Raw genomic sequence first — 20692 nt, 5'->3', positions numbered from 1 at the left:
AGACTGTTCAGCGTCGTGGACAGCTGTTGGCCGCGATGGCACGAGGCAGGCGACACGCTTTCCGCCGGAGCCCGCCTTGACCACAGCCCCCACAAAGCCGCTCGTCCTGCTGCGTCCACACCTGCCGCTGCCGGCGCTTCGCCCGGCGCTGGAGGCGCGGTTCGAGCTGCGATCGGAACCGGCGCCGGGAATCACCGCCATGGTCGCATCGGGGGTGGTCGATGCGGCGCTGATGGACAGCCTGCCCGACCTCGAGCTGATCGCGCTGGGCACGGTCGGCTATGACGGCGTCGACCTCGATCATGCGCGACGGCGCGGGATAAGCGTCACCAACACGCCCGACGTCCTGACCGACGACGTCGCCGACCTGGCCGTGGCGCTGATCCTCGCAGTCCATCGCAAACTGCCGCGCGACGATGCCCATGTCCGCGCGGGACGCTGGCCGGCCGAGGGACAACCATCGCTCACTCGCCGGTTTAGCGGACGCCGGACCGGGATCGTGGGGCTGGGCCGTATCGGCCTCGCGATCGCGAAGCGGCTGGAAGGCTTTGAGGGCGAAATCGCCTATCATGCGCGGCATCCGCGCGAGGACGCCGCCTATCGCTATGCGGAGAGCGCGGAGGCTCTTGCCGCTTCGGTCGACGTACTCGTGGTGGCGACGCCCGGCGGCGCGGAGACGGAGAAGCTCATCGACCGGCGGGTGATCGACGCGCTGGGGCCCGACGGGGTGATCGTCAACATCGCCCGCGGGTCGGTGATCGACGAGGAGGCGCTGGTCTCCGCGCTGGTCGAGGGCCGGCTGGGCGGCGCCGGCCTCGACGTGTTCGCGCAGGAGCCACATGTGCCCGAAGCGCTACGGGCGCTGGAGACTGTCGTACTGCTGCCGCACCAGGGCAGCGGCACCATCGAGACGCGCGCAGCGATGGCCGCGCTCGTCGTCGCGAATCTCGATGCATTCTTCGCGGGCAAGCCGCTGCCGACACCGATTCGCTAAGCGCTATTTTGCAGCCTTGCGCAGCGCCAGCCGGACGACCGCGTCGAGCGTTGCCGTGGGCCCGAGTTCCTCGACCGCCGCGCCGACGGCGTTGCTCGCCTCGGCCGGCTTGAAACCGAGATTGCCGAGCGCCGAGACGGCATCCTCTGCGACGCCGCCCTTGGGCAGAGCTGCCGGCGAAAGCCCTGCTGCCAGCCCGACGACGCCCATCTTGTCCTTGAGCTCATTGACGATCCGCATGGCGAGCTTGGGACCGACGCCATTGGCACGGGCGACCATCGCCTTGTCCCCGGTCGCCACCGCGCGCGACAATTCGCCCGCATCGAGGACCGACAGGATCGACAGCGCGACGCGCCCGCCCACGCCCTGGACACTGGTCAGCAGACGGAATGCATCGCGCTCGCCTGCGGAGCCGAAGCCGTAGAGGGTGATCGCATCCTCGCGCACCTGCATCTCGGTGAACAGCAGCACGTCCCCGCCCACCTCGCCGATCGCCGACAGGGTGCGCGACGAACACCAGACGAGGTAGCCGACACCGCCGACATCAAGCACCGCGTGATCGGCGGTGCTTTCGGCGAGGACCCCGCGCAACCGGGCGATCATGCGATGATCCGGCGCATGGCGCGCGCGCTGGCAAGATGATGGGCGTGGGTGATCGCCACCGCCAGCGCATCAGCCGCATCGGGACCGGCAAGCTTCGCCCCCGGCAGCAAAACCTTGACCATCGCCTGCACCTGCCTCTTCTCCGCCCCGCCGGTTCCCACGACCGCCTTCTTCACGATCGAGGGGTGATACTCACCGACACTGACCTCCGCCAGCGCCGCAGCCAGCAGCACCACGCCCCGCGCCTGGCCGAGCTTGAGCGTCGACTGCGCATTGGAATTGCCGAGCACCTCCTCGACCGCCGCCCCCTCGGGCCGGTAGCTGCGAATAATCTCCGACAGCGCGCCGTGCAGGAGATAAAGCCGGCGCGACAATTCCATCGACGGCTCGGTCTTGATCTGCCCATTGGCGACGTGGCTCAGCCGATTGCCGTCTGCGGCGATGACGCCCCAGCCGGTCGTGCCCAGGCCTGGATCGAAACCGATGAGGATCATGAGGATTCCTACTCCAGATCAGCAAGCCCCTCCCCTTTAGGGGAGGGGTTGGGGTGGGGCCACCGATCCGGGAGCGCGGCCAGGGTTTCTGCGATGAGTCCCAGCACTCCGCCGATGTTGCTCATCACGTCGCTGTTTGTGAACCGGATCGTCCGATAGCCCAGCTTTTCGAGATGAGCATCCCGCAGCGTATCCGCCTCGGCATCATGCGTATCGCCATCAATCTCGATCACGAGCGCCTTGGCGGGGCAAAGGAAGTCGACGATGAACCCGCCGATCACCGACTGTCGCCTGATCTTATAACCTAGCTGGGAGTTGGACAGGCTTCGCCAGAGCCGCTTTTCGGGCTCGGTGGGATTGTTGCGCATTTTTCGCGCCCTATCGCCCAGGCTCTCGATCTGCCCCACCCCTCCCCCTCCCCTAAAGGGGAGGGGTTTCTGTTATCGCCTCACCCCAGCTTCGCCATCACCTCTTCGGGAACGTCGTAATTGCCCCAGACGGTCTGGACGTCGTCATCGTCGTCGAGCGCGTCGATCAGCTTGAGCAGCTTGGCGGCATCTTCCTCGCCGACGCTGACCTGCGTCTGTGGGCGCCAGGCGAGCTTCGCGCCGTCTGCCTCGCCCAGCACCGGCTCAAGCGCCTTGGCGACCTCGTGCAGCGAGTCGATCGCGGTCCAGATCTCATGGCCTTCCTCGGACGAGGTGACGTCCTCGGCGCCGGCTTCGAGCGCGGCCTCGAAAACCTTGTCGGGATCGCCGGCCGAGGCCGGATAGTTGATCAGGCCGAGCCGGTCGAAACCATGACTGACCGAGCCGCCCGCACCGAGATTGCCGCCATTCTTCGACACCGCCGTGCGGACGTTGGTCGCGGTGCGGTTGCGGTTGTCGGTCAGCGCCTCGATGATCAGCGCAACGCCGCCGGGACCGAAGCCCTCGTAGCGGACCTCCTCATAATTGGTGTCGTCGCCGCCGGCTGCCTTGTTGATCGACCGCTCGATATTGTCCTTGGGCAGGCCTTCCTTGCGCGCGGTGATCACGGCCTGGCGCAGGCGCGCATTCATCGCCGGGTCGGGCAGGCCCATGCGCGCTGCCACGGTGATTTCGCGGCTCAGCTTGGAAAAGAGCGCCGAGCGCTTCTTATCCTGCGCACCCTTGCGGTGCATGATGTTCTTGAATTTGCTATGACCGGCCATTGCCGTCCCGTCCTGCTCTGTCCTTGGATGGCCGGCTCTCTAGCCTTGCGGACAGGCGGGTGGCAAGCCGAGTCCGAACTCGCCGTCCCGCCCGATATGCCCTCAGTCCACGAACAGTAGTGCGGGTGTCTCCAGAAGACGCTTGAGGGCCTGGACGAAGCTGGCGGCGTCCCAGCCATCGACGACGCGGTGGTCGCAACTGATCGACAGGTTCATCAGCTTCGCCGCCACCACCTGCCCATCGCGGAACACCGGCCGCTCGACCACCTTGTTCGGGCCGATGATCGCCACTTCGGGCCGGTTGATCACCGGCGTCGTCGCGATGCCGCCGAGCGGCCCCAGCGAGGTGATCGTCAGCGTCGAGCCCGACAGCTCGTCCGACTTCGCCTTGCCGCTGCGCGCGGCATCGGCCAGCCGCACGATCTCCGAAGCCAGCTGCCAGACGTTGCGCGCCTCGGCATTGCGGATCACCGGCACCATCAGCCCGGCATCGGTCTGCGTCGCCATGCCCAGATGCACCGCGCCCGAGCGGGTCACGATCCCCGCCTCGTCGTCATAGCGGGCGTTGATCATCGGGAAGTCGGGCAGCGTCTTGCAGATCGCCGTGATCAGCAGCGGCAGCATCGTCAGCTTGGGCTTGGCGCCCCGCGTCGCGTTGAGGTCGGCGCGCAGTGCCTCCAGCTTAGTGACGTCGATCTCCTCGACATAGGTGAAGTGCGGGATGGCGCGCTTTGCCGCCGCCATATTCTCGGCGATGCGGCGGCGCAGGCCGATCACCTTGACCTGCTCGTCGCCGCGCGCGGCACCCGGTGCGCGATAGCCGCCGCCGGCATTATAGGTCAGGAAGGCATCGAGATCGGCATGGCGCACGCGCCCGTCGGCCGCCGCCTTCACCTGCGCGAGATCGATGCCGAGATCCTTCGCCCGCTGCCGCACCGCCGGCGAGGCGAGCACGCGATGGCGTTCGGTCGGCGCCGGTTCGGGCTCCGCGGCCGCAGCGACGACAGGCGCCGCTCCCGGCTTCGCCTCGACCGGCGTCGGGACCGGGTCGGGCTTCACCACCTGCGCGGCTTCGACCGGAGCGACCTCGACCACTGGCGCGGGAGCTTCCTCCAGGGCCGCCTCGCCCTCGACCTCGAACACCGCCAGGATCGAACCGATCGCCACCTGCTCGCCCACCTCGCCGGTCAGCCGCACCACCCGGCCCGCCACCGGCGCGGTCATCTCGACCGTCGCCTTGTCGGTCATCAGGTCGGCCAGCGGCGCGTCCTCCTCGACCACATCGCCAACCGCCACATGCCAGGCGACGATCTCCGCCTCGGCTATGCCCTCGCCGATGTCCGGCAGCTTGAATTCATAGGTCGCCATGTCGGATCAATCCTGCATCACGCGCTTGAGCGCCTGGGTGAGACGGACGGGGCCAGGAAAATAGGCCCATTCGAGGCTGTGCGGATAAGGCGTGTCCCAGCCGGTCACGCGCTGCACGGGCGCCTCGAGCCAATGGAAGCAATGTTCCTGCACCAACGCCGACAGTTCTGCGCCATAGCCGGCGGTCTTGGTCGCCTCATGCACCACGACGCAGCGGCCGGTCTTCTTCACCGAGGCTGCCACCGTCTCGATGTCGAGCGGGACGAGGGTTCTCAGGTCGACGATCTCGGCGTCGACGCCGCTCTCCTCGACAACGCCCTTCGCCACATGAACCATGGTGCCGTAGCAGAGGATGGTGACGTCGGCCCCTTCACGCACGACCTTCGCCTTGCCGAGTTCGATCCGGTAATGGCCGGTCGGCACCGCGCTTTCGGGGAAGCGGCTCCACGGCGCCACCGGGCGGTCATAATGGCCATCGAAGGGGCCGTTGTAGATCCGCTTCGGCTCGAAGAAGATGACCGGGTCATTATCCTCGATCGCCGCGATCAGCAGGCCCTTGGCGTCATAGGGGTTGGACGGGATCACCGTCTTGAGCCCCGCGACATGGGTGAAGATGCCCTCGGGGCTCTGGCTGTGCGTTTGCCCGCCGAAGATGCCGCCGCCGAAGGGGGTCCGCACCGTGATCGGCGCGGTATATTCGCCCGCCGAGCGGTAGCGCAGCCGTGCTGCCTCCGACACCAGCTGGTCGAGCGCGGGGTAGATATAATCGGCGAACTGGATCTCGGGCACCGGGCGCAAGCCATAGGTCGCCATGCCGACGGCCACGCCGATGATGCCGCATTCGCTGATCGGCGTGTCGAACACGCGGGTCTTGCCATAGCGCTTCTGCAACCCTTCGGTCGCCTTGAAGACGCCGCCGAAATAGCCGACGTCCTCGCCCAGCACGACGATGCCCTCGTCGCGCTCCATCGACACGTCGAGCGCCGAGTTGATCGCCTGGATCATGTTCATGGTGCGGGTCTCGCCCACCGCCTGCTCCGCGCTCATATGCCCGCCGCCTTGCGTTCCTCGAGCATCTGCTCGCGCTGCTCCTCCAGATGCCAGGGCATCGTTTCGAACACGTCCTCGAACATCGGGTCGAAGGACTGCTTGAGCCCGTCGTGCAGCACCCCGTTCTTCTCGGCCTCGCGCTGCGCCGCCTTCACCTGCTCGGCGACCTCGCGGTCCATCGCGGCGTGGCGATCCTCGTCCCAGATGCCGAGCCCGATGACATGCTTCTTCAGCCGCGCGATCGGATCGCCGAGCGGCCATTTCGTACCCTCGTCGGCGGAGCGATATTTGGTCGGGTCGTCCGACGTCGAATGGCCCTCGGCGCGATAGGTGAAATGCTCGATCAGCGTCGGCCCATGGTTGCTGCGCGCCCGGTCGGCCGCCCACTGGGTCGCGGCATAGACCGCCAGCGCGTCATTGCCGTCCACGCGCAGGCCGGCGATGCCATAGCCGATGGCGCGCGCCGCGAAGGTCGTCGCCTCGGCCCCCGCGAAGCCCGAGAAGGACGAGATAGCCCACTGGTTGTTGATCACGTTCAGGATGACCGGTGCACGGTAAACAGCAGCGAAGGTCATCGCCGAATGGAAGTCGCCCTCGGCGGTCGAGCCCTCGCCGCACCAGGCCGCCGCGATGCGCGTGTCGCCGCGCGCCGCGCTGGCCATCGCCCAGCCCACGGCCTGCGGATATTGGGTCGTCAGATTGCCCGAGATCGAGAAGAAATTGGCGTCGCGCACCGAATACATGATCGGCATCTGGCGGCCCTTCAGGCGGTCGGCGCGGTTCGAATAGATCTGGTTGATCATGTCGACGATCGGCCAGTCGCGCGCGATCAGCAGGCCCTGCTGCCGGTAGCTGGGAAAGCACATATCGTCATAGTCGAGCGCATGGGCCGCCGCGATCGAGGTCGCCTCCTCGCCGGTGCACTTCATATAGAAGCTGGTCTTTCCCTGGCGCTGCGCGCGATAGAGGCGCTCGTCGAAGGCCCGCGTCAGCGCCATGCTGCGCAGCATTTTCAACAGCGTCTCGGACGAAAGGCGCGGATCCCACGGGCCCTGGGCTACGCCCTCCGGGTCGAGTACGCGCACCATGTCATAAGCGAGGTCACGCATCTCGGCAGGCGCGGCACCGATTTCCGGCCGGCGAACGGCACCGGCAACGGGCATCGGAAAGCTGCTATAATCGGCCTCGTCCCCCGGTCGGAACGACGGCTCGGGAACGTGCAGCGACAAAGGCGGCAGATTGCGGCCAGTCATGCGCTAACCATCCTCTCATCCATTTCCGTCAGCAATACTGACTGAAATCATCTAATATTATTGTGGAATAAAATTACAAGCCCTCTTTGGAGCTTTCCGTCCTCTTCCTAGCGCAGTTCAAACCTCAGCGCAGCCGATCGTTCCGGCCGGGCTCAGTCGCGGATGGGCACCCGGAACAACGCTTCGAGACCACCGCCCTCGCGGTTGGCTAGGACGAGGCTGCCGCCATGTTCCTGCGCGATGGCGCGCGAGATGCTGAGCCCCAGTCCGATCCCGCCGGTAGACCGATTGCGCGATGGCTCGCCCCGCTCGAACGGGCGGAACATCGCTTCCAGAGCAGCGGGCGGCAGGCCCGGGCCGCGATCGGCCACCCGAAGCGCGGCAAACTCCCCCTCGCGGCGGACCGAAAGCTCGGCCTCGCCGCCATAGACGATGGCGTTGTCGACCAGATTCTGGACGAGGCGGCGCAACGCCATGGCGTCGCCCAACAGAGTGATCGGTTCGGCCTGCACCAGACGAACCGGGCGACCGATCTCGCGCTCGGAGTCGACCAGGTCGGTCACCAGCCGGTCGAGCGAGAGGCTGCGCATCTCCGCACTGCCGCCGGTATCGCGCACGAAGGAGATGGTCGCCGCGATCATCGCGCGCATCTGCTCGATGTCGCCCTGCACCTTCTGCCGCATCTCGTCGGGCGCCGATTCGATCCGGAAGGCGATCCGGGCGAGCGGGGTTCGCAGATCGTGCGCGATCGCCCCGATCATGTTGGTCCGCTCGGTCAGATAGGCGGAAAGCCTTTCCTGCATCCGGTTGAGCGCATGGGCGGTCACGCGAAGCTCGGCCGGGCCTTCCTCGACGATCAGCGGCGCCTGGGGATTGGCACCCATCCGGTCCGCCGCGTCGGCGATCCGCCGGATCGGCTTGGCGAGCGCACGGGCGAACAGCCAGGCGAAGGGAATCACCGCCAGCAGGCTCAGTCCGAAGAGCAGCAGGATGCGCTGCTGCCAGGCCGGGAAGAAAGGCCGGGGCGGCGTGCGAACCACCCGCCATGTGCCGGCGTCGGTGCGATAGCCGGCCAGCACCGTATCGAAGAAGAGGGGTTCGCCCCGCCGCACGATCACGCGCCGTTCGCGCCCGGACCGAAAGGGTATGCCGACGCGCTGGTCCGGACCGAAATAAAGCCGGACCCGGTCGGGCGAAACGCCGATGCGATCGGCCAGCCGGCGCGAGAAGCGGCGCGACTCGATCATCTCGGGATCGGGACGGGGCTCTGCCGCCTGCTCGCGCGTCGCCAGCAGCCGGTCGCGCGGCAAATCGTCGAGCGGCGGCGGCGAGCGGCGGTCGGGCGGCACCGCCGCTTCATGCCGCGCATCCGGCAGATCGACCGCCTGCCAGATGCGCTCTCGCGGCAGGCGCCGCCCGGCCAAAGCCTCTGCGATGTCGGACAGCGAGTTGAAGTCGGGTCGGGGCGGCGGCGCCACAGTGAACAGCAGGATCGTGACGACGAACACCGCCGCGACGCTGGCCAGCAACAGCAGCAGCGTCTGCCAGAAGATCGACAGGCCGGGGCGCGGGCGCGCCGTCATTCGCCCTCGACCTTGAGGGTGAACATATAGCCTTCGTTGCGGATCGTCCGGATGGGGTCGTCGGGCCCGAGCTTCTTGCGCAGCCGGCTGATGGTTACGTCGATCGCGCGATCGAACACGTCGCTGTCCATGCCCTTGCCGGCCTCGATCAGCTTGTCGCGGCTCAGCACGCGTTGCGGGCGATCGAGAAAGGCCGCGAGCACCCGAAACTCGGCGTCGGTCAGCGGCGCCGGCGCCGCACCGATCCGGCGCACCTCGCGCTGGACGATGTCGAGCGTCCACGCCCCGAAGCGGCGCACCGCCCCCTGGGTGGCGGCGGCCGCCTCCTCGCTCTTGCGGCGCAGCACCGCGCGGATGCGGGCCAGCAGTTCGCGTGGGTTGCAGGGCTTGGCCAGATAATCGTCGGCGCCGACCTCCAGACCGATGATGCGGTCGGTGTCCTCGCCCATGGCGGACAGCATGATGATGCCGGGGCTTCCCGGCTTGCGCAGGCGGCGAAGGATCGACAAGCCATCTTCTCCCGGCATCATGAGGTCGAGGACGATCAGATCGGGGCGCTCGGCCGAGATCAGCGCATCCATCTCCGCCGCGTCGGCGGCGCTTTCCACGCGCAGGCCGTTGCCGCGCAGGAAATCGGTCATCAGTGACCGCAGGTCGGCATCGTCGTCGACGACCAGGATCAGGGGATCGGCTGCGCTCACTTGCGTCCTCCCTTCGCGCGCTCCTTCACCCGCTCGACGCACTGGGCATTGGCGACGATCTGGGCCGGCGTTCTGGGCAGGTCGGCGAGCGTCAGAAAGCCGCGCCCATCCTTGTCGAGGTCGCGAAACCGTTCGGCTGCGGCGGCACGATATTCGCGCAGCGATATGGCCCGATCGAAATCGCGATCCGCCGAAGCCACAGGATTGGGGACGTTGAGGAAGGAATAGCGACCGGCGCCCGCAGCACCGCCATAATCGGGCGGCGTCGGCCGCTTGCCGCCGGACTGCGGGGGTTTGCCGCCCGGTAGCGGAGCACTGCCGCCTGCCGGGCCGCCGGGCCCGCCGCGCGGATCGCCCCGGAACTGGTACAACCTGATTTCGGGCGCGACGTTCAGCTCATAGGCCATGAGTTCGTCGGGCAGTATCTCGCCGCTGCCGTCCTTGTCGATCGTCGCGAAGAAGCGATCCGCATCGAGCTGCATCTCCGCCACGGTCAGCCGCCCGTCATGATCGCGGTCGGCCTGCTCGAACCAGCGGCGCATGGGCTGGTCCGCATCGTCCTTCGTGCGGAAGGGCTCACCGATCGGTGAGATGAACAGCGGCTGGCGGAAGGGCTCCGAGCAGGGCGACGGCGGCGCATCCTTGCGCGCCGCAACCGGGCTGGCGAAGCTGGCGAGCAGCAGCAGGGGAAGGAGCGTTCTCATTCGTGCCGCAGCGCCTCGATCGGGTTGAGCGATGCCGCCCGCCGTGCCGGAAAATAGCCGAACACCACCCCGATCAGCGCCGAGAAGACGAAGGCGATCAGGTTGATCTGCGCATCGAAGATAAAGGGCACCTTCAGTACCGGGGCGAGCGCGAGGGTGGAGATCAGCGCGAGCAGCAGGCCGAGCAGGCCGCCGAGACAGGCCAGCGTCACCGCCTCGACGAGGAACTGCAGCAGCACCTCCCGGGCGACCGCGCCGATGGCGAGCCGGATGCCGATTTCGCGGGTCCGCTCGGTCACCGAGACGAGCATGATGTTCATGATGCCGATGCCACCGACAAGCAGGCTGACCGCCGCGACGGCGCCGAGCAGCGAGGTGAGGATCTGGGTCGTACCCTGCAGCGTCTCCGAGATCTGGCGCGTGTCGAAGATGTTGAAGTCGTCCTCCGCACTCGCGCTGAGGTGGCGGCGCTGGCGCAGCAGGTCGCGCAGCGACGACTGGATCGCCTGGCTGTCATAATTGGCATCGACCGACACCATGATCGTCCGGACATCGCGGCTGCCGGTCATCCGCCGCTGGACCGCCTTGTACGGCATCAGGACGATATCGTCCTGGTCATTGCCGAAACCGCCCTGCCCCTTTGAGGCCAGCGTGCCGATGATCTCGCAGGAGATATTCTTGATGCGGAAACGCTTGCCGACCGGGTCCTCGTCGCGGAACAGCCGCGTGCGCACGGTATTGCCGATGATGCAGACGGCCTTGCCGGCCTGCTCCTCGGCTTCGCTGAAAATGCGTCCCCCTGTAAAGGTCCAAGGCTGCGCCACGAAATATTCGCGATTGGTACCGTTGATCGTCGTCGACCAGTTCGCCGCATTATAGACAGCCGTCCCGCTCGACTGGACCAGCGGCGCCACGGCGGTCACCCCGACGATCTGGGTGCGGATCGCATCGATATCCTCGATCTTGAAGTCGGGCGGCTGGGGGCCGCCGCCGCCGCGACCGAATCCCTGGCCGGGACGAACCTGAAGCACATTGGCGCCGAGGCTGGATATCTGTTCCTTTACCGCCGCCGTCGCGCCGTTGCCGAGCGTGACCATCGTCACCACGGCCCAGACCCCGATGACGATGCCGAGGATGGTCAGGAAGGAGCGCAGCAGATGGCGCCGGATCTCGCGGACGGCGAGCAGGAAGGTCGTGGCCCACATCAGCGGTGCGCCTCCGACAGCAGCGGGTTTAGGCGGGTCATGCCTTTTCTCCCGTCTCGATCCGTTCGACCAGGCCGTCGCGGAAATGGATGATGGTGCGCGCATAGGCTGCCATCTCGGCCTCGTGCGTGACCATGAGGACGGTGATGTCGCTGTTCCGATTGAGGTCGGTCAGCAACTCCATGATCTCGATCGAGCGCTCCGTATCGAGATTGCCGGTGGGTTCGTCAGCCAGCAACACGTCGGGCCGGGTAACGATCGCCCGCGCGATCGCGACGCGCTGTTGCTGCCCGCCCGACAGTTCCGCCGGCGTATGATGCCACCAGTCGGCAAGGCCGACCTTGTCCAGCGCCGCCATCGCCGCTTCGCGACGGGCGGTCTTTTCCTCGCCGCGATAGACCAGCGGCAGTTCGACATTCTCCAGCGCGGAGGTGCGCGCCAGCAGGTTGAAACCCTGGAAGACGAAGCCGAGGTAGCGGCGCCGGAGCAGAGCCCGCTGATCGCGGTCGAGCCGTTCGACATGATAGCCACGGAACAGATATTCGCCCTCGGTGGGGACGTCGAGGCAGCCGAGGATGTTCATCGTGGTCGACTTGCCCGAGCCCGACGGCCCCATCACCGCAACGAAATCGCCCCTGGCGATGTCGACGTCGACGCCCTTGAGCGCGGCGAAGGCGGTCGGGCCCTCGCCGAAGATCTTGCGCACCCCGCGCAGCGAGATCAGCGTCTCGCCCGACGCGATTTCGCCCGGCATCAGCTCTGCGGCCCACCCGAGGCCGGTCGGCCAGCGCCACCGGCAAACTGGCCGATGACGACCTGCATGCCCGGCTTCAGATCGCCACCGACGACTTCGGCCTGGGAGCCGTTGCTTTCGCCGATCACCACCTCGACAGGCTTGGGTGCAGCACCGCTGTCCGTCACGACATAGACGGTCTGCTTGCTGCCACGGCCGATCGTCGCCTCACGCGAGCCCCCGCCCCCGCGCCGCATCGGGCGGGGCGCCAGCACGCTCGCCAGGCCCCCGCCGCCCGAGCCGCCAGCCTTGGCGTCGGGCGTGAAGCGCAGCGCGGCGACCGGAATCAGCAGGGCGCCCTTCTTCTCGCTGGTGACGATATCGGCGGTCGCGGTCATCCCGGGCCGCAGGAGCCCGCCCGCATTGTTCACGGTCAGACGCGCGGTGTAGGACACCACGCCGGTGGTTGTCGTCGTCGTGCTGGTAGAGGACGAACTCGAGCCGGTGCTCGTAGCGTTTGCACCGACGTCGACCCGCTCGATGATCGCAGGGAAGGTACGGCCCGGGAAGGCATCGACGGTGAAGGTTGCCTTCTGGCCCTTCTTGACCTGGCCGACATCGGCTTCGTCGACCTTCACCTCGAGCCGCATCTGGCTCAGATCCTGGGCAATGGTGAAGAGGACCGGAGCATTGAACGAGGCTGCGACGGTCTGGCCCGGCTCGATCGAGCGCGAGAGAACCTGACCGTTGACCGGCGAACGGATATAGGCGCGCGACAAGGCGACCTCGGCCGAAGACAGGCTTGCGCGGGCCTGTTCGACCGAGGCGCGCGCGGTCGCGACACCAGCGGTGGCGCGGGCCAGATCGGCGCGCGCCACGTCGAGTTCGGTTGCCGACGGCACCTTGCCGCCCGACAATTTCCAGACCTGCTCCTGTCGTCGCAGCGTCGCGCGGGACTGCTGCTCGGTCGCCTCCGCCTGCTGCACGCTGGCCTCCGCAGAGGCCAGGGCGGCACGCGCCTGGACCACCGCATCCTCGAGCCGCTGCGGATCGATCTTCGCGAGCAGCTGCCCGTTCTTTACGACATCGTTATTGTCGACATAGACGTCCATGACGGTCCCCGACTGCTCGGAGCCGACCTCGACCTGGTTGGTCGGTGCGAGATTGCCGGTGGCCGACACGACGACGGTGAGGTCGCCCCGCTCGACCGGACGCGTCGCATAGGCGACCTTGTCATCACCGCCCATGAACAACCGCCACAGGATGACCAGCACGACCAGAACGGCGAGGCCGATGCCGATCCGACGGAAGAGGATCGCGCGCGGCGAGGTCTGCTCAACCCCCAGAAACGCGTCGAGATCATGATCGGGCTTCTTGTCGGCGTCGCTCATCGGGATGCGGTTCCAGTGGATGCGATATGGCCGGCCTCATAGGGTCCGGGACCGGGGATGGGGGCGTTCTGCCAGCCGCCGCCCAGCGCCTTGTAGAGCTGGATCGCGGCGGTGGCGCGGGTGGCACGGGCAGTGGCCGAGGCGTCCTGGCTCGACAGCAGCGTGCGCTGCGCGTCGAGCAGAGACTGGAAGTCGACCAGACCCGAGCGATATTGCAGGCGGGCCAGCGAGGCCGCGCTGTTCGCCGCCTCGTAGCTGACCGACAGATCGGCCTCACGTCGTTCGGCGACCTCGCGGCCCTTCAGGGCATTCTCGACCTCCTCGAGCGCGGTCAGCACCGTCTGGCGATAGCTGTCGAAGGCGGCATCGGCCGAGGCGCGCTGGCCAAGGATGGCGGCACGGATCTGGCCGCCCTGGAAGATCGGCGCGGTGATGCCGGCGACGAGATTGCCGAGGCCGTCGCTTATGACGTTGCCGATCGAGGTCGACGATCCCGAAAAGGAACCCGACAGCCGCAGCGCCGGATAGAGCTGCGCTTTCTGCACGCCAATGCGCGCGACTTCGGCGGCGAGCGTCCGCTCGGCCACGGCGACGTCGGGGCGGCGTTCGATCACCTGCGCAGGGATGGGAGCGTCCACACCGGGTGCGAGAGGAATCGACGAGGGCGGGTCGATCAGCGGAGTGATGCTCCCCGGCGCCTCGCCGAGCAGCACCGCAATGCGGTTGACGGCTGTACTATAGTCATTCTCGATCGTCGGGATCGACGCCGCCGTCTGCGCGCGCAGCTGGCGCGCCTGTTCATAATCGAGGCTCGAAACCAGCCCGGCTTGTCGACGCCAGCCGGCCAGTTCGAGCGTCTCATCCTGCGCGGAGAGATTCTCGCGCGCGATACGGAGGCGTATCTGCGCGAGCCGTGCCTGAACATAGTTGAGCGCGACCTCCGAAGCGATGCTCGCCTGGGTGAAGCGCAGATTGGCCTCGCTCGATTCCGCCGATGCGCGTGCCGCCTCGATCGAGCGGCGGATGCCGCCGAACAGGTCGGTTTCCCAGGCCACGTCGAACCCGCCGCGATACACGGTCGTGTCGCCACCGCTGCTGAGGGTCTGACCTGTGGTGGGATCGACGATCGACCGGGCATCCGCCCCCACACTGCGCGTGACCGACCCGCTGACGCCGGCGGTGGGCAGCGCCTGGCCCTGCGTTCCCCGCAAGGTCGCGCGGGCCTGCCGGAGCCGCGCGGCGGCCGCACCGATGTCGAGATTCGCCGCAAAGGCGCGATTGACCAGCTGGGTGAGAACGGGATCCTCGAAGCTCTCCCACCAGCGCGCGAGATCGACCATGTCCTGATCGGCGGCAATCGTCCCCGAGGAGCCGAACTGATCGGGAATCTTGAGCGCGGACACGGCCGGCGGCCGATAGTCGGGCCCGACGCTACAGGCCGACAGTAACAGCGGCCCCACGAGAAGGGGCAGGCGCAGCGACGGCAGAAGGCGGGCGCGGTTGATCATGGGGGTGCTTCTACTGGGCATTTTTGACCGGGGATTTCATCGCTGAAATGCGAATGTCGTTTCGCACACAAAAGCTGTCCTTGCGTGGTCGGAACAAGCGATGGCAGCGATGGTTCCGCAGAAGGAACGAACGGGTAGCACGGATATCACGCGCCAGCCTTGCCGAAAAAGCGAAACCCGCGAAAGCGGGAATCCTCGCCCGACGCCGGGCCGAAGCCCTTTTGCGCCTGACGGGATCCCCGCTTTCGCGGGCCTCAGCGTGAGGGGGCCGGTTACCCGGCCCCCGCCGGATCAACGCAGGGCAGCGAAAGACGCCGCCTGCTGACCCACCAGCGTCACCTCGACGCGTCGGTTCTGCTGGCGACCTGCAACGTCCTTATTATCGGCGACCGGCTCGCTTTCGCCATGGCCCAGCGCCGTGATGCGGTCGCCCGCGACACCCATAGACGCGAGCGCGGTACGCACCGACTGGGCGCGCGCCTCCGACAGCTGCTGGTTATAGGCATCGCTGCCCTGCGAGTCGGTATGGCCGTCGATACGGACCTTTACCTCTGGATTAGCCTGAAGATATTGCGCCAGCGGCTGCAGGCGCTGTGCCGCACCCGGCTTCAGGTCGGCCTTGCCGGTCTCGAAGACGACGTCTTGCAGGACAAGCGTTGCCCCAAGCTGGGTCTGGCGGAGCTGATACTCCTTCATCTGATCGCGAAGACGCGCGGCTTCCGCCTGCGCTGCCGCGGCATCGGCCTGGGCGTTGGCAGCCGCTGCCTGTGCGGCTGCGACTTCGGCGGTGGTGCGGGCGGCCGAATCCGCCTTCGCCACCTCGAGATCCTTCTTCATCATCGCGATCTTGGCGCGCGTCCGCGCCGTTTCGATCAGCGCGTCGATCTCGCCGGCAACGGCCTTGGCCTGACCGGCCTTGTCGTTATCGAGCTTCTTGTCGAGCTTGGCGATGCGATCGGTGGCGCGATCAAGATAGGCGCCGCCGAACTCGGCAACACCGGGCTCGGCGCGGGCGACCGCGATCTTCTCACGATATTGATCGGTGACCAGCTTGTCGGTCTTGTCGGCCAGCGCCGGGGTGGCGAGGCCCGCCAGCGCGGTCGCGCCGGCGAGCGTCAGCATGAACTTGTTCATCAGATATCTCCCTGAGGGCGGATTCAGTTCGCAGCGAGCTTCGCGCGCTCGGTTTCGAGCTGGCGCATCTCGGCGGTCGCGGTCGCGAGGTCGGCCAGCGCCTCGGCCTCGTTGGCCAGCGCGCGCGCCGCGCGATCCTCGTCCTTCTTGAACTGGACATTGGCTTCGTCGAGCGACGCGCGGCTGCGGCTCAGCACGTCGGCGGCATTGCCACCTACGCCGGCCTTGTCGGCGGCGTCGATCTTGGCGCGCGCGGCAGCAATTGCCACTCGGGCCTCGTCTTCGTCACCTGCAAATGCGGCGGTCGGGGCGACCACGGCCGTCATCGCTGCGGCGGCGACGGCGGTCAGAACCAGTTTCCTCATCCTTCGCTACTCCACTGTTAACTACCGGGGCCAGAACCCTGAAATACAGGCGCCGGTTCCCGGCCAGCGATTGTGCGGCGTGCCGGAAAGGCCTATTCTGCGGCTCATAACAGGAGAGGGGCCACGCCATGCGACAGCTTGCCCGCAAAAGATTCCTAGCCGTTACAATCGCTTGTGCCATGCCCTTTGCAGCCTCGGCGCAGCCCCGGGACATGGGCACGATCGAGCAGGTGCAGGGCGGAAAAGATTTGAGTCAAAGGCTCACCGTGCCAGTCACGATCGGCGGATCAGGTCCCTATGCCTTCGTCGTCGACACCGGAGCCGAGCGCACGGTGATCTCGCGCGAACTGGCCGACAGGCTTACGCTCGCCCCATCCGAAAGCGTGACGCTGCTCAGCATCGCCGGCGAAGATCGGGTCGAGACGGCGGTCGTTCCGGGCCTCGCGCTCGCTTCCGCCCGCACCCGCATGGGCCGCTTCGATGCGCCGCTGCTGTCGCAGCAGCATCTGGGCGCCGTCGGCATGCTCGGCATTGACAGCCTGCAGACGAAGAAGGTCGTGCTCGATTTCCGCAGGATGCGGATGACGATCGCCGACGCTCCCCGCCGCCCCCAGACGGACAGCGACGAAATCGTCGTGACGGCGCGCCGCCGCCTCGGACAGCTGATTCTGGTCGATTCCGAAATCGATGGGCAGAAGGTCAACGTCATCATCGACACGGGAACGGCGGTGTCGATCGGCAATCCCGCCCTCCGCACGCGGCTTGAGCGGCAGGGCAGAATGATGCCTCTGGTGCCGATCAGCATCACCAGCGTGACGGGTGCGCAGACGCCGGCCGACTATGGCGCGATCAGGACGATCCGGCTGGGCGGGGTGACGCTCAACAACATGCCCATCGCCTTCGCCGACGCCCGCATCTTCCACAGGCTCGGTCTCGACCGGCGCCCGTCGCTGCTACTGGGCATGGACGCGCTGAAACTGTTCGACCGGGTGTCGATCGACTTTCTGAACCGCAGCGTGCGCTTCGTGATGCCAGGGGACGCCTTCTTCACCCCGGCACCGCGTCTCGCGGCGCTTTTGCCGGGACAGGGCTGAACGCCTGTCCGAACGAACATGCTGGACGCCCGGCGGCAAGAGGCTAGTCTCTGCGCTTTCCTGGGAGATCTCTATGCGTGCTTTGCTCCAATCGCTGGCCGGCGTTGCCTTGGCCTTCACCGTCGCCGCACCCGCGACCGCTGCCCTCAAGGTCGGGGCGCAGGCGCCGATGTTCGATACGCGCGCGTCGCTTGGCGGCAAGGACTTCGACTTCGCTCTGGCGCAGGCCCTGAAGAAGGGACCGGTCGTCCTCTATTTCTTCCCTGCCGCCTTCACCTCGGGCTGCACGGTCGAGGCGCATGAGTTCGCCGAGGCGACCGACGACTTCGCCAAGATGGGCGCGACGGTCATCGGCATGGCCGCCGACCCGATCGAGAAGCTTAATAAATTCTCGGTCGAGGAATGCCGCAACAAATTCGCGGTCGGGGTCGCCACAAAGCCGATGATCAAGGGCTATGACGTCGCGCTCGAGTCCGGCCTTCTCCCCAATGTGACCGGGCGGACCAACCGCACCTCCTATGTCATCGCGCCGAACGGCAAGGTGATCTTCGTCCATTCGGCGATGGGCGTCGCCGGCCATGTCAGCGGCACGATGGCAGCGGTGAAGGCCTGGAAAGCCAAGCACTGAGGCGGAAGGCCGGGCGGTTGGAAGCAGCCGTCCGGCACCCTATCTCCTGTCGATGAGCAGCCCAGCCCCCTTTCGCCTTTCGGTTCTCGACCAGTCCCCGGTGCCTGAGGGCAGCGACGCAGCGCAGACCGTGCGCGACACGATCGAACTCGCGCAACTGTGCGACGCGCTAGGCTATGATCGCTACTGGCTGGCCGAGCATCATGCCTCGCTGAGCATCATCGGCGTCGCACCCGAGGTCCTGATCGGTCCGGTGGCGCTCGCCACCGAAAGGATCAGGGTCGGCTCGGGCGGGATCATGCTGCCGCATTTCTCCCCGTTCAAAGTCGCCGAGACCTTCCGCCTGCTGGGAGCGATCGCGCCGGGGCGTATCGACCTGGGCCTCGGCCGCGCTCCCGGTTCGGACCAGCGCACCGCCTATGCACTCCAGCGCGACCGCACGCGGCGTATCCCGTCGGACGACTTTCCGCAGAGCGTGGCCGAACTGCTCGCCTATCTGTCGGACAGCCTGCCCGACGATCACCCCTTCGCCCCGCTCGCCGGATCGCTGCCCGACGGCACCAAAGGGTCGCCTGACCCCTGGATGCTCGGCTCCTCGCCCGACAGCGCGCAATGGGCGGGCGAACTGGGCCTGCCCTATTGCATCGCCGACTTCATCAATCCGCACGCCGTCCCGCTTGCTGACCTCTATCGCAAGGCCTTCCGCCCCTCACGCTGGGCAGCCGGACCCCGTGTGATGGTCGCCAGCTGGGCGATCGCCGCAGAGGATCGTGCGGAAGCGGAGGAGCTGGCGCTGCCGTTCGGCATGATGTTCGCGCATCTGATGCGCGGCCAGACGATCCGCGTTCCCTCGGTCGAGACGGCCCGCAAATGGGCCGCCGAGAATCCGGGCGTCTCACGGCGTGATCGGCGCATGCTGCTCGGCGACGGGCCGGCTGTCAGGGCAGCGATCGAGGAGGTCGCGGAGCTCTACGGCGCGCAGGAGATGATGCTGGTCAACATCATGTCCGACCATGCCAAGCGCCTGCGCTCCTACCGCATCGTGGCGGAGGCCTTCGACATGGTCGGCGCGATGGAGCCCGCCTGACCGGTCGGGCTCAGCCCAGCCGCCCGATCAGAGCCTCGGCCGCCGCCGGGTTGCGCTCCTTGGCACCCGAAATCACGAACAGATATAGATCGCGCGGCGTGCCTGTTCCGGCGGATGGCTCGCCGGCATAGGAAAGCCCGTCGGGCGCCGCTCCGGCTGACCAGCCACGCGCGACCTGGGCCCAATGGTCGAGCCGATCCGACGGATAGCCCGCCGCCGCCTCCGCTGCGGTCTTCTGCAGCCGCGCGTAGACGAACGGCGCGGTAAGGTCAGCGATCTCCGGATAGTCCGGATGGTCGGCGAACACGATCGCACAGCTCCGCTCGCGCGCCAGATCGACGAAGGCCGGGCAGGCAAAGCTCGGATGCCGGACTTCCAGTGCGTGTCCGAGCGGCACATCTTCCTGGCTCTGCGGCAGCAGATCGAGGAAGCGGGCGAAGTCATCGGCGTCGAACGCCTTGGTCGGTGCGAACTGCCAGAGGATCGGTCCCAGCTTCGGCCCGAGTTCGGCCAGGCCCTGCCCGAGGAATTTCGCGATCGACTCCCCCGCCTCGGCGAGGACGCGGCGGTTGGTACAATAGCGCGAGGCCTTGGCCGTGAAGCGGAAGCCGTCGGGGACCGTATCGGCCCATTTGCGCCAGCTTTCCCGCTTCTGGGTACCGTAATAGGTGCCGTTGATCTCGATCGCGGTGACATGCCGGCTGGCATATTCGAGCTCGCGCGACTGGACGAGGCCCTTGGGATAGAAATTGTCGCGCCACGGCTCATAGGTCCAACCGCCCACCCCGATATGGATCGAGCCCGCCATCAGAAGCTCGCCCCGTCGACCTTCTGCACCTCGAGGCCATCGGGATCGATCGCCTCGACGCACCGCAGATTGATCGCGGCCATGGCGCTTCCATCGGGCATCTTGCCCAGCGCGAAGGGCTGCGTGCCGCAATCGGTGCAGAAGCGGTGCTCGATCGAATGCCGGTTGAAGAGGTAGCTTTTCAGCGCATCCTCACCGCGCAGCAGCGTGAACTGCGCCGCCGGCACGAAGCTCAGGAGGAAGCCCTTGCGCCGACAGTGCGAGCAGTTGCACGCGATCGCCTGCGTCGGGGCGTCCCCCTCGACCGAGAAAGCGACCTTGCCGCAATGGCAGCTGCCTTCGTAGCTCATGCCGTCTTCCTCCTTCAGCTGCTGACGATGGTCCGGAAACCGCCATAGATCATGCGCTTCCCGTCGAACGGCATGCTCTCCATATCCTGCTTGAGGCGCGGGTCCTCCATCACCTTCTTCATGATCGCGTCGCGGTCCTCGCGCGAGGCATAGGTAATCCAGGAAAATACGACCGTCTCATTTTCCTTCAGATGCACGGCGCGCGGGAAGCTGGTCAGTTCGCCGACCGGGGTGTCGTCCCCCAGCGCCTCGACATAGGACAGGGCGCCATGCTCCATCCAGACATCGCGCGCCCGCTCGGCCATTGCCTTGTACGCATCGATATGATCGTTCGGTACGGCCAGCACGAAACCGTCGACATAGGTCATTTCTTCTCTCCTCTTCGCTCTGCGGGTTCTTCGGACCCGCGAGTCGCGCCGGCACAGCATCGCATCTTCGGAGTGTCAG

At 66.9% G+C, this 20692-nt stretch carries 23 protein-coding genes; 4 read left to right on the top strand and 19 right to left on the bottom strand.

Annotated features, from left to right (window positions below):
- Window positions 1-76: 76 nt before the first annotated feature.
- A complete protein-coding gene (locus G6P88_RS14355; protein ID WP_425594454.1) occupies window positions 77-994 on the top strand; it encodes a 2-hydroxyacid dehydrogenase in 918 nt (305 codons plus the stop codon).
- Window positions 995-997: 3 nt separating this feature from the next.
- Here G6P88_RS14355 and ruvA read toward each other — a convergent pair whose 3' ends face one another.
- The 16 genes from ruvA to G6P88_RS14275 all read right to left on the bottom strand — a co-directional run bounded on the left by ruvA (window position 998) and on the right by G6P88_RS14275 (window position 16278).
- Window positions 998-1597 (bottom strand): Holliday junction branch migration protein RuvA, encoded by a 600-nt coding sequence (ruvA, locus tag G6P88_RS14350; protein ID WP_165323775.1) that lies wholly within the window; start codon window positions 1595-1597, stop codon window positions 998-1000.
- The gene (gene ruvC, locus G6P88_RS14345) at window positions 1594-2091 is read right to left on the bottom strand and encodes a crossover junction endodeoxyribonuclease RuvC (protein ID WP_165323774.1); all 498 of its coding nucleotides are present in this window, start codon (window positions 2089-2091) and stop codon (window positions 1594-1596) included. The genes ruvA and ruvC overlap by 4 nt, the downstream gene beginning before the upstream one ends.
- An 8-nt stretch (window positions 2092-2099) precedes the next feature.
- Window positions 2100-2498: an endonuclease domain-containing protein gene (locus tag G6P88_RS14340; protein ID WP_345719164.1), complete on the bottom strand. Its 399-nt coding sequence runs from the start codon at window positions 2496-2498 to the stop codon at window positions 2100-2102.
- Window positions 2499-2539: 41 nt separating this feature from the next.
- Complete coding sequence (locus G6P88_RS14335; RefSeq protein WP_165323773.1) at window positions 2540-3283, bottom strand: YebC/PmpR family DNA-binding transcriptional regulator; 744 nt, start codon at window positions 3281-3283, stop codon at window positions 2540-2542.
- Between the two features lie 102 nt (window positions 3284-3385).
- A complete protein-coding gene (locus G6P88_RS14330; protein WP_165323772.1) occupies window positions 3386-4651 on the bottom strand; it encodes a dihydrolipoamide acetyltransferase family protein in 1266 nt (421 codons plus the stop codon).
- A gap of 6 nt (window positions 4652-4657) precedes the next feature.
- Window positions 4658-5662, bottom strand: a complete 1005-nt coding sequence (locus G6P88_RS14325) for an alpha-ketoacid dehydrogenase subunit beta (RefSeq protein ID WP_165325202.1) — start codon at window positions 5660-5662, stop codon at window positions 4658-4660.
- A gap of 32 nt (window positions 5663-5694) precedes the next feature.
- Entirely contained in the window at window positions 5695-6954 is a 1260-nt protein-coding gene (locus G6P88_RS14320; protein ID WP_165323771.1) for a 3-methyl-2-oxobutanoate dehydrogenase (2-methylpropanoyl-transferring) subunit alpha, read from the bottom strand.
- Window positions 6955-7106: 152 nt separating this feature from the next.
- On the bottom strand, window positions 7107-8537 hold the full coding sequence (locus G6P88_RS14315; protein WP_165323770.1) for an ATP-binding protein: 1431 nt from the start codon (window positions 8535-8537) through the stop codon (window positions 7107-7109).
- On the bottom strand, window positions 8534-9238 hold the full coding sequence (locus G6P88_RS14310) for a response regulator (RefSeq protein ID WP_165323769.1): 705 nt from the start codon (window positions 9236-9238) through the stop codon (window positions 8534-8536). The genes G6P88_RS14315 and G6P88_RS14310 overlap by 4 nt, the downstream gene beginning before the upstream one ends.
- Window positions 9235-9942: an EF-hand domain-containing protein gene (locus G6P88_RS14305; RefSeq protein ID WP_165323768.1), complete on the bottom strand. Its 708-nt coding sequence runs from the start codon at window positions 9940-9942 to the stop codon at window positions 9235-9237. The genes G6P88_RS14310 and G6P88_RS14305 overlap by 4 nt, the downstream gene beginning before the upstream one ends.
- Window positions 9939-11147, bottom strand: a complete 1209-nt coding sequence (locus tag G6P88_RS14300) for an ABC transporter permease (RefSeq protein ID WP_165323767.1) — start codon at window positions 11145-11147, stop codon at window positions 9939-9941. Before G6P88_RS14300 ends, G6P88_RS14305 begins: the two co-directional genes overlap by 4 nt.
- 37 nt (window positions 11148-11184) lie before the next feature.
- The gene (locus G6P88_RS14295) at window positions 11185-11901 is read right to left on the bottom strand and encodes an ABC transporter ATP-binding protein (protein ID WP_165323766.1); all 717 of its coding nucleotides are present in this window, start codon (window positions 11899-11901) and stop codon (window positions 11185-11187) included.
- The gene (locus tag G6P88_RS14290; protein ID WP_165323765.1) at window positions 11901-13271 is read right to left on the bottom strand and encodes an efflux RND transporter periplasmic adaptor subunit; all 1371 of its coding nucleotides are present in this window, start codon (window positions 13269-13271) and stop codon (window positions 11901-11903) included. The genes G6P88_RS14295 and G6P88_RS14290 overlap by 1 nt, the downstream gene beginning before the upstream one ends.
- Complete coding sequence (locus G6P88_RS14285; protein ID WP_165323764.1) at window positions 13268-14779, bottom strand: efflux transporter outer membrane subunit; 1512 nt, start codon at window positions 14777-14779, stop codon at window positions 13268-13270. The genes G6P88_RS14290 and G6P88_RS14285 overlap by 4 nt, the downstream gene beginning before the upstream one ends.
- A 291-nt stretch (window positions 14780-15070) precedes the next feature.
- Window positions 15071-15913: an OmpA family protein gene (locus tag G6P88_RS20450; RefSeq protein ID WP_165323763.1), complete on the bottom strand. Its 843-nt coding sequence runs from the start codon at window positions 15911-15913 to the stop codon at window positions 15071-15073.
- Window positions 15914-15936: 23 nt separating this feature from the next.
- Complete coding sequence (locus G6P88_RS14275; protein ID WP_165323762.1) at window positions 15937-16278, bottom strand: DUF4398 domain-containing protein; 342 nt, start codon at window positions 16276-16278, stop codon at window positions 15937-15939.
- Between the two features lie 179 nt (window positions 16279-16457).
- On the opposite strand from G6P88_RS14275, the gene G6P88_RS14270 reads away from it, so the two are divergent.
- The 3 genes from G6P88_RS14270 to G6P88_RS14260 all read left to right on the top strand — a co-directional run bounded on the left by G6P88_RS14270 (window position 16458) and on the right by G6P88_RS14260 (window position 19087).
- Entirely contained in the window at window positions 16458-17372 is a 915-nt protein-coding gene (locus G6P88_RS14270) for a retroviral-like aspartic protease family protein (RefSeq protein ID WP_226946572.1), read from the top strand.
- A 73-nt stretch (window positions 17373-17445) separates the two neighbouring features.
- Entirely contained in the window at window positions 17446-18000 is a 555-nt protein-coding gene (locus G6P88_RS14265) for a peroxiredoxin (RefSeq protein ID WP_165323760.1), read from the top strand.
- A 52-nt stretch (window positions 18001-18052) separates the two neighbouring features.
- On the top strand, window positions 18053-19087 hold the full coding sequence (locus G6P88_RS14260; protein WP_165323759.1) for an LLM class flavin-dependent oxidoreductase: 1035 nt from the start codon (window positions 18053-18055) through the stop codon (window positions 19085-19087).
- Window positions 19088-19097: 10 nt separating this feature from the next.
- Here G6P88_RS14260 and G6P88_RS14255 read toward each other — a convergent pair whose 3' ends face one another.
- Genes G6P88_RS14255 through G6P88_RS14245 form a run of 3 tightly spaced genes read right to left on the bottom strand, consistent with a single transcriptional unit; the run spans window position 19098 to window position 20613 of the window.
- Window positions 19098-19895 (bottom strand): DUF72 domain-containing protein, encoded by a 798-nt coding sequence (locus G6P88_RS14255; RefSeq protein WP_165323758.1) that lies wholly within the window; start codon window positions 19893-19895, stop codon window positions 19098-19100.
- Window positions 19895-20245: a GFA family protein gene (locus G6P88_RS14250; protein WP_165323757.1), complete on the bottom strand. Its 351-nt coding sequence runs from the start codon at window positions 20243-20245 to the stop codon at window positions 19895-19897. Before G6P88_RS14250 ends, G6P88_RS14255 begins: the two co-directional genes overlap by 1 nt.
- A 14-nt stretch (window positions 20246-20259) precedes the next feature.
- Window positions 20260-20613: a DUF1428 domain-containing protein gene (locus G6P88_RS14245; RefSeq protein WP_165323756.1), complete on the bottom strand. Its 354-nt coding sequence runs from the start codon at window positions 20611-20613 to the stop codon at window positions 20260-20262.
- Window positions 20614-20692 lie beyond the last annotated feature (79 nt).

It is taken from the genome of Rhizorhabdus phycosphaerae (genome assembly GCF_011044255.1).
In the GTDB taxonomy this organism is placed as follows: Bacteria; Pseudomonadota; Alphaproteobacteria; order Sphingomonadales; family Sphingomonadaceae; genus Rhizorhabdus; species Rhizorhabdus phycosphaerae.
This window is presented reverse-complemented; position numbering and strand designations above follow the sequence as displayed.

Excerpts from the sequence above, each read along its gene's own strand:
- G6P88_RS14255 (WP_165323758.1), bottom strand. The coding sequence starts at position 19,895 with ATGGCGGGCTCGATCCATATCGGGGTGGGCGGTTGGACCTATGAGCCG.
- G6P88_RS20450 (WP_165323763.1), bottom strand. The coding sequence starts at position 15,913 with ATGAACAAGTTCATGCTGACGCTCGCCGGCGCGACCGCGCTGGCGGGC.
- G6P88_RS14270 (WP_226946572.1), top strand. The coding sequence starts at position 16,458 with ATGCCCTTTGCAGCCTCGGCGCAGCCCCGGGACATGGGCACGATCGAG.
- G6P88_RS14295 (WP_165323766.1), bottom strand. The coding sequence starts at position 11,901 with ATGCCGGGCGAAATCGCGTCGGGCGAGACGCTGATCTCGCTGCGCGGG.
- G6P88_RS14335 (WP_165323773.1), bottom strand. The coding sequence starts at position 3,283 with ATGGCCGGTCATAGCAAATTCAAGAACATCATGCACCGCAAGGGTGCG.
- G6P88_RS14275 (WP_165323762.1), bottom strand. The coding sequence starts at position 16,278 with ATGAGGAAACTGGTTCTGACCGCCGTCGCCGCCGCAGCGATGACGGCC.
- G6P88_RS14285 (WP_165323764.1), bottom strand. The coding sequence starts at position 14,779 with ATGATCAACCGCGCCCGCCTTCTGCCGTCGCTGCGCCTGCCCCTTCTC.
- G6P88_RS14330 (WP_165323772.1), bottom strand. The coding sequence starts at position 4,651 with ATGGCGACCTATGAATTCAAGCTGCCGGACATCGGCGAGGGCATAGCC.
- G6P88_RS14265 (WP_165323760.1), top strand. The coding sequence starts at position 17,446 with ATGCGTGCTTTGCTCCAATCGCTGGCCGGCGTTGCCTTGGCCTTCACC.
- G6P88_RS14290 (WP_165323765.1), bottom strand. The coding sequence starts at position 13,271 with ATGAGCGACGCCGACAAGAAGCCCGATCATGATCTCGACGCGTTTCTG.
- ruvC (WP_165323774.1), bottom strand. The coding sequence starts at position 2,091 with ATGATCCTCATCGGTTTCGATCCAGGCCTGGGCACGACCGGCTGGGGC.
- G6P88_RS14305 (WP_165323768.1), bottom strand. The coding sequence starts at position 9,942 with ATGAGAACGCTCCTTCCCCTGCTGCTGCTCGCCAGCTTCGCCAGCCCG.
- G6P88_RS14260 (WP_165323759.1), top strand. The coding sequence starts at position 18,053 with ATGAGCAGCCCAGCCCCCTTTCGCCTTTCGGTTCTCGACCAGTCCCCG.
- G6P88_RS14245 (WP_165323756.1), bottom strand. The coding sequence starts at position 20,613 with ATGACCTATGTCGACGGTTTCGTGCTGGCCGTACCGAACGATCATATC.
- G6P88_RS14300 (WP_165323767.1), bottom strand. The coding sequence starts at position 11,147 with ATGTGGGCCACGACCTTCCTGCTCGCCGTCCGCGAGATCCGGCGCCAT.
- G6P88_RS14250 (WP_165323757.1), bottom strand. The coding sequence starts at position 20,245 with ATGAGCTACGAAGGCAGCTGCCATTGCGGCAAGGTCGCTTTCTCGGTC.
- ruvA (WP_165323775.1), bottom strand. The coding sequence starts at position 1,597 with ATGATCGCCCGGTTGCGCGGGGTCCTCGCCGAAAGCACCGCCGATCAC.
- G6P88_RS14325 (WP_165325202.1), bottom strand. The coding sequence starts at position 5,662 with ATGAACATGATCCAGGCGATCAACTCGGCGCTCGACGTGTCGATGGAG.
- G6P88_RS14315 (WP_165323770.1), bottom strand. The coding sequence starts at position 8,537 with ATGACGGCGCGCCCGCGCCCCGGCCTGTCGATCTTCTGGCAGACGCTG.
- G6P88_RS14320 (WP_165323771.1), bottom strand. The coding sequence starts at position 6,954 with ATGACTGGCCGCAATCTGCCGCCTTTGTCGCTGCACGTTCCCGAGCCG.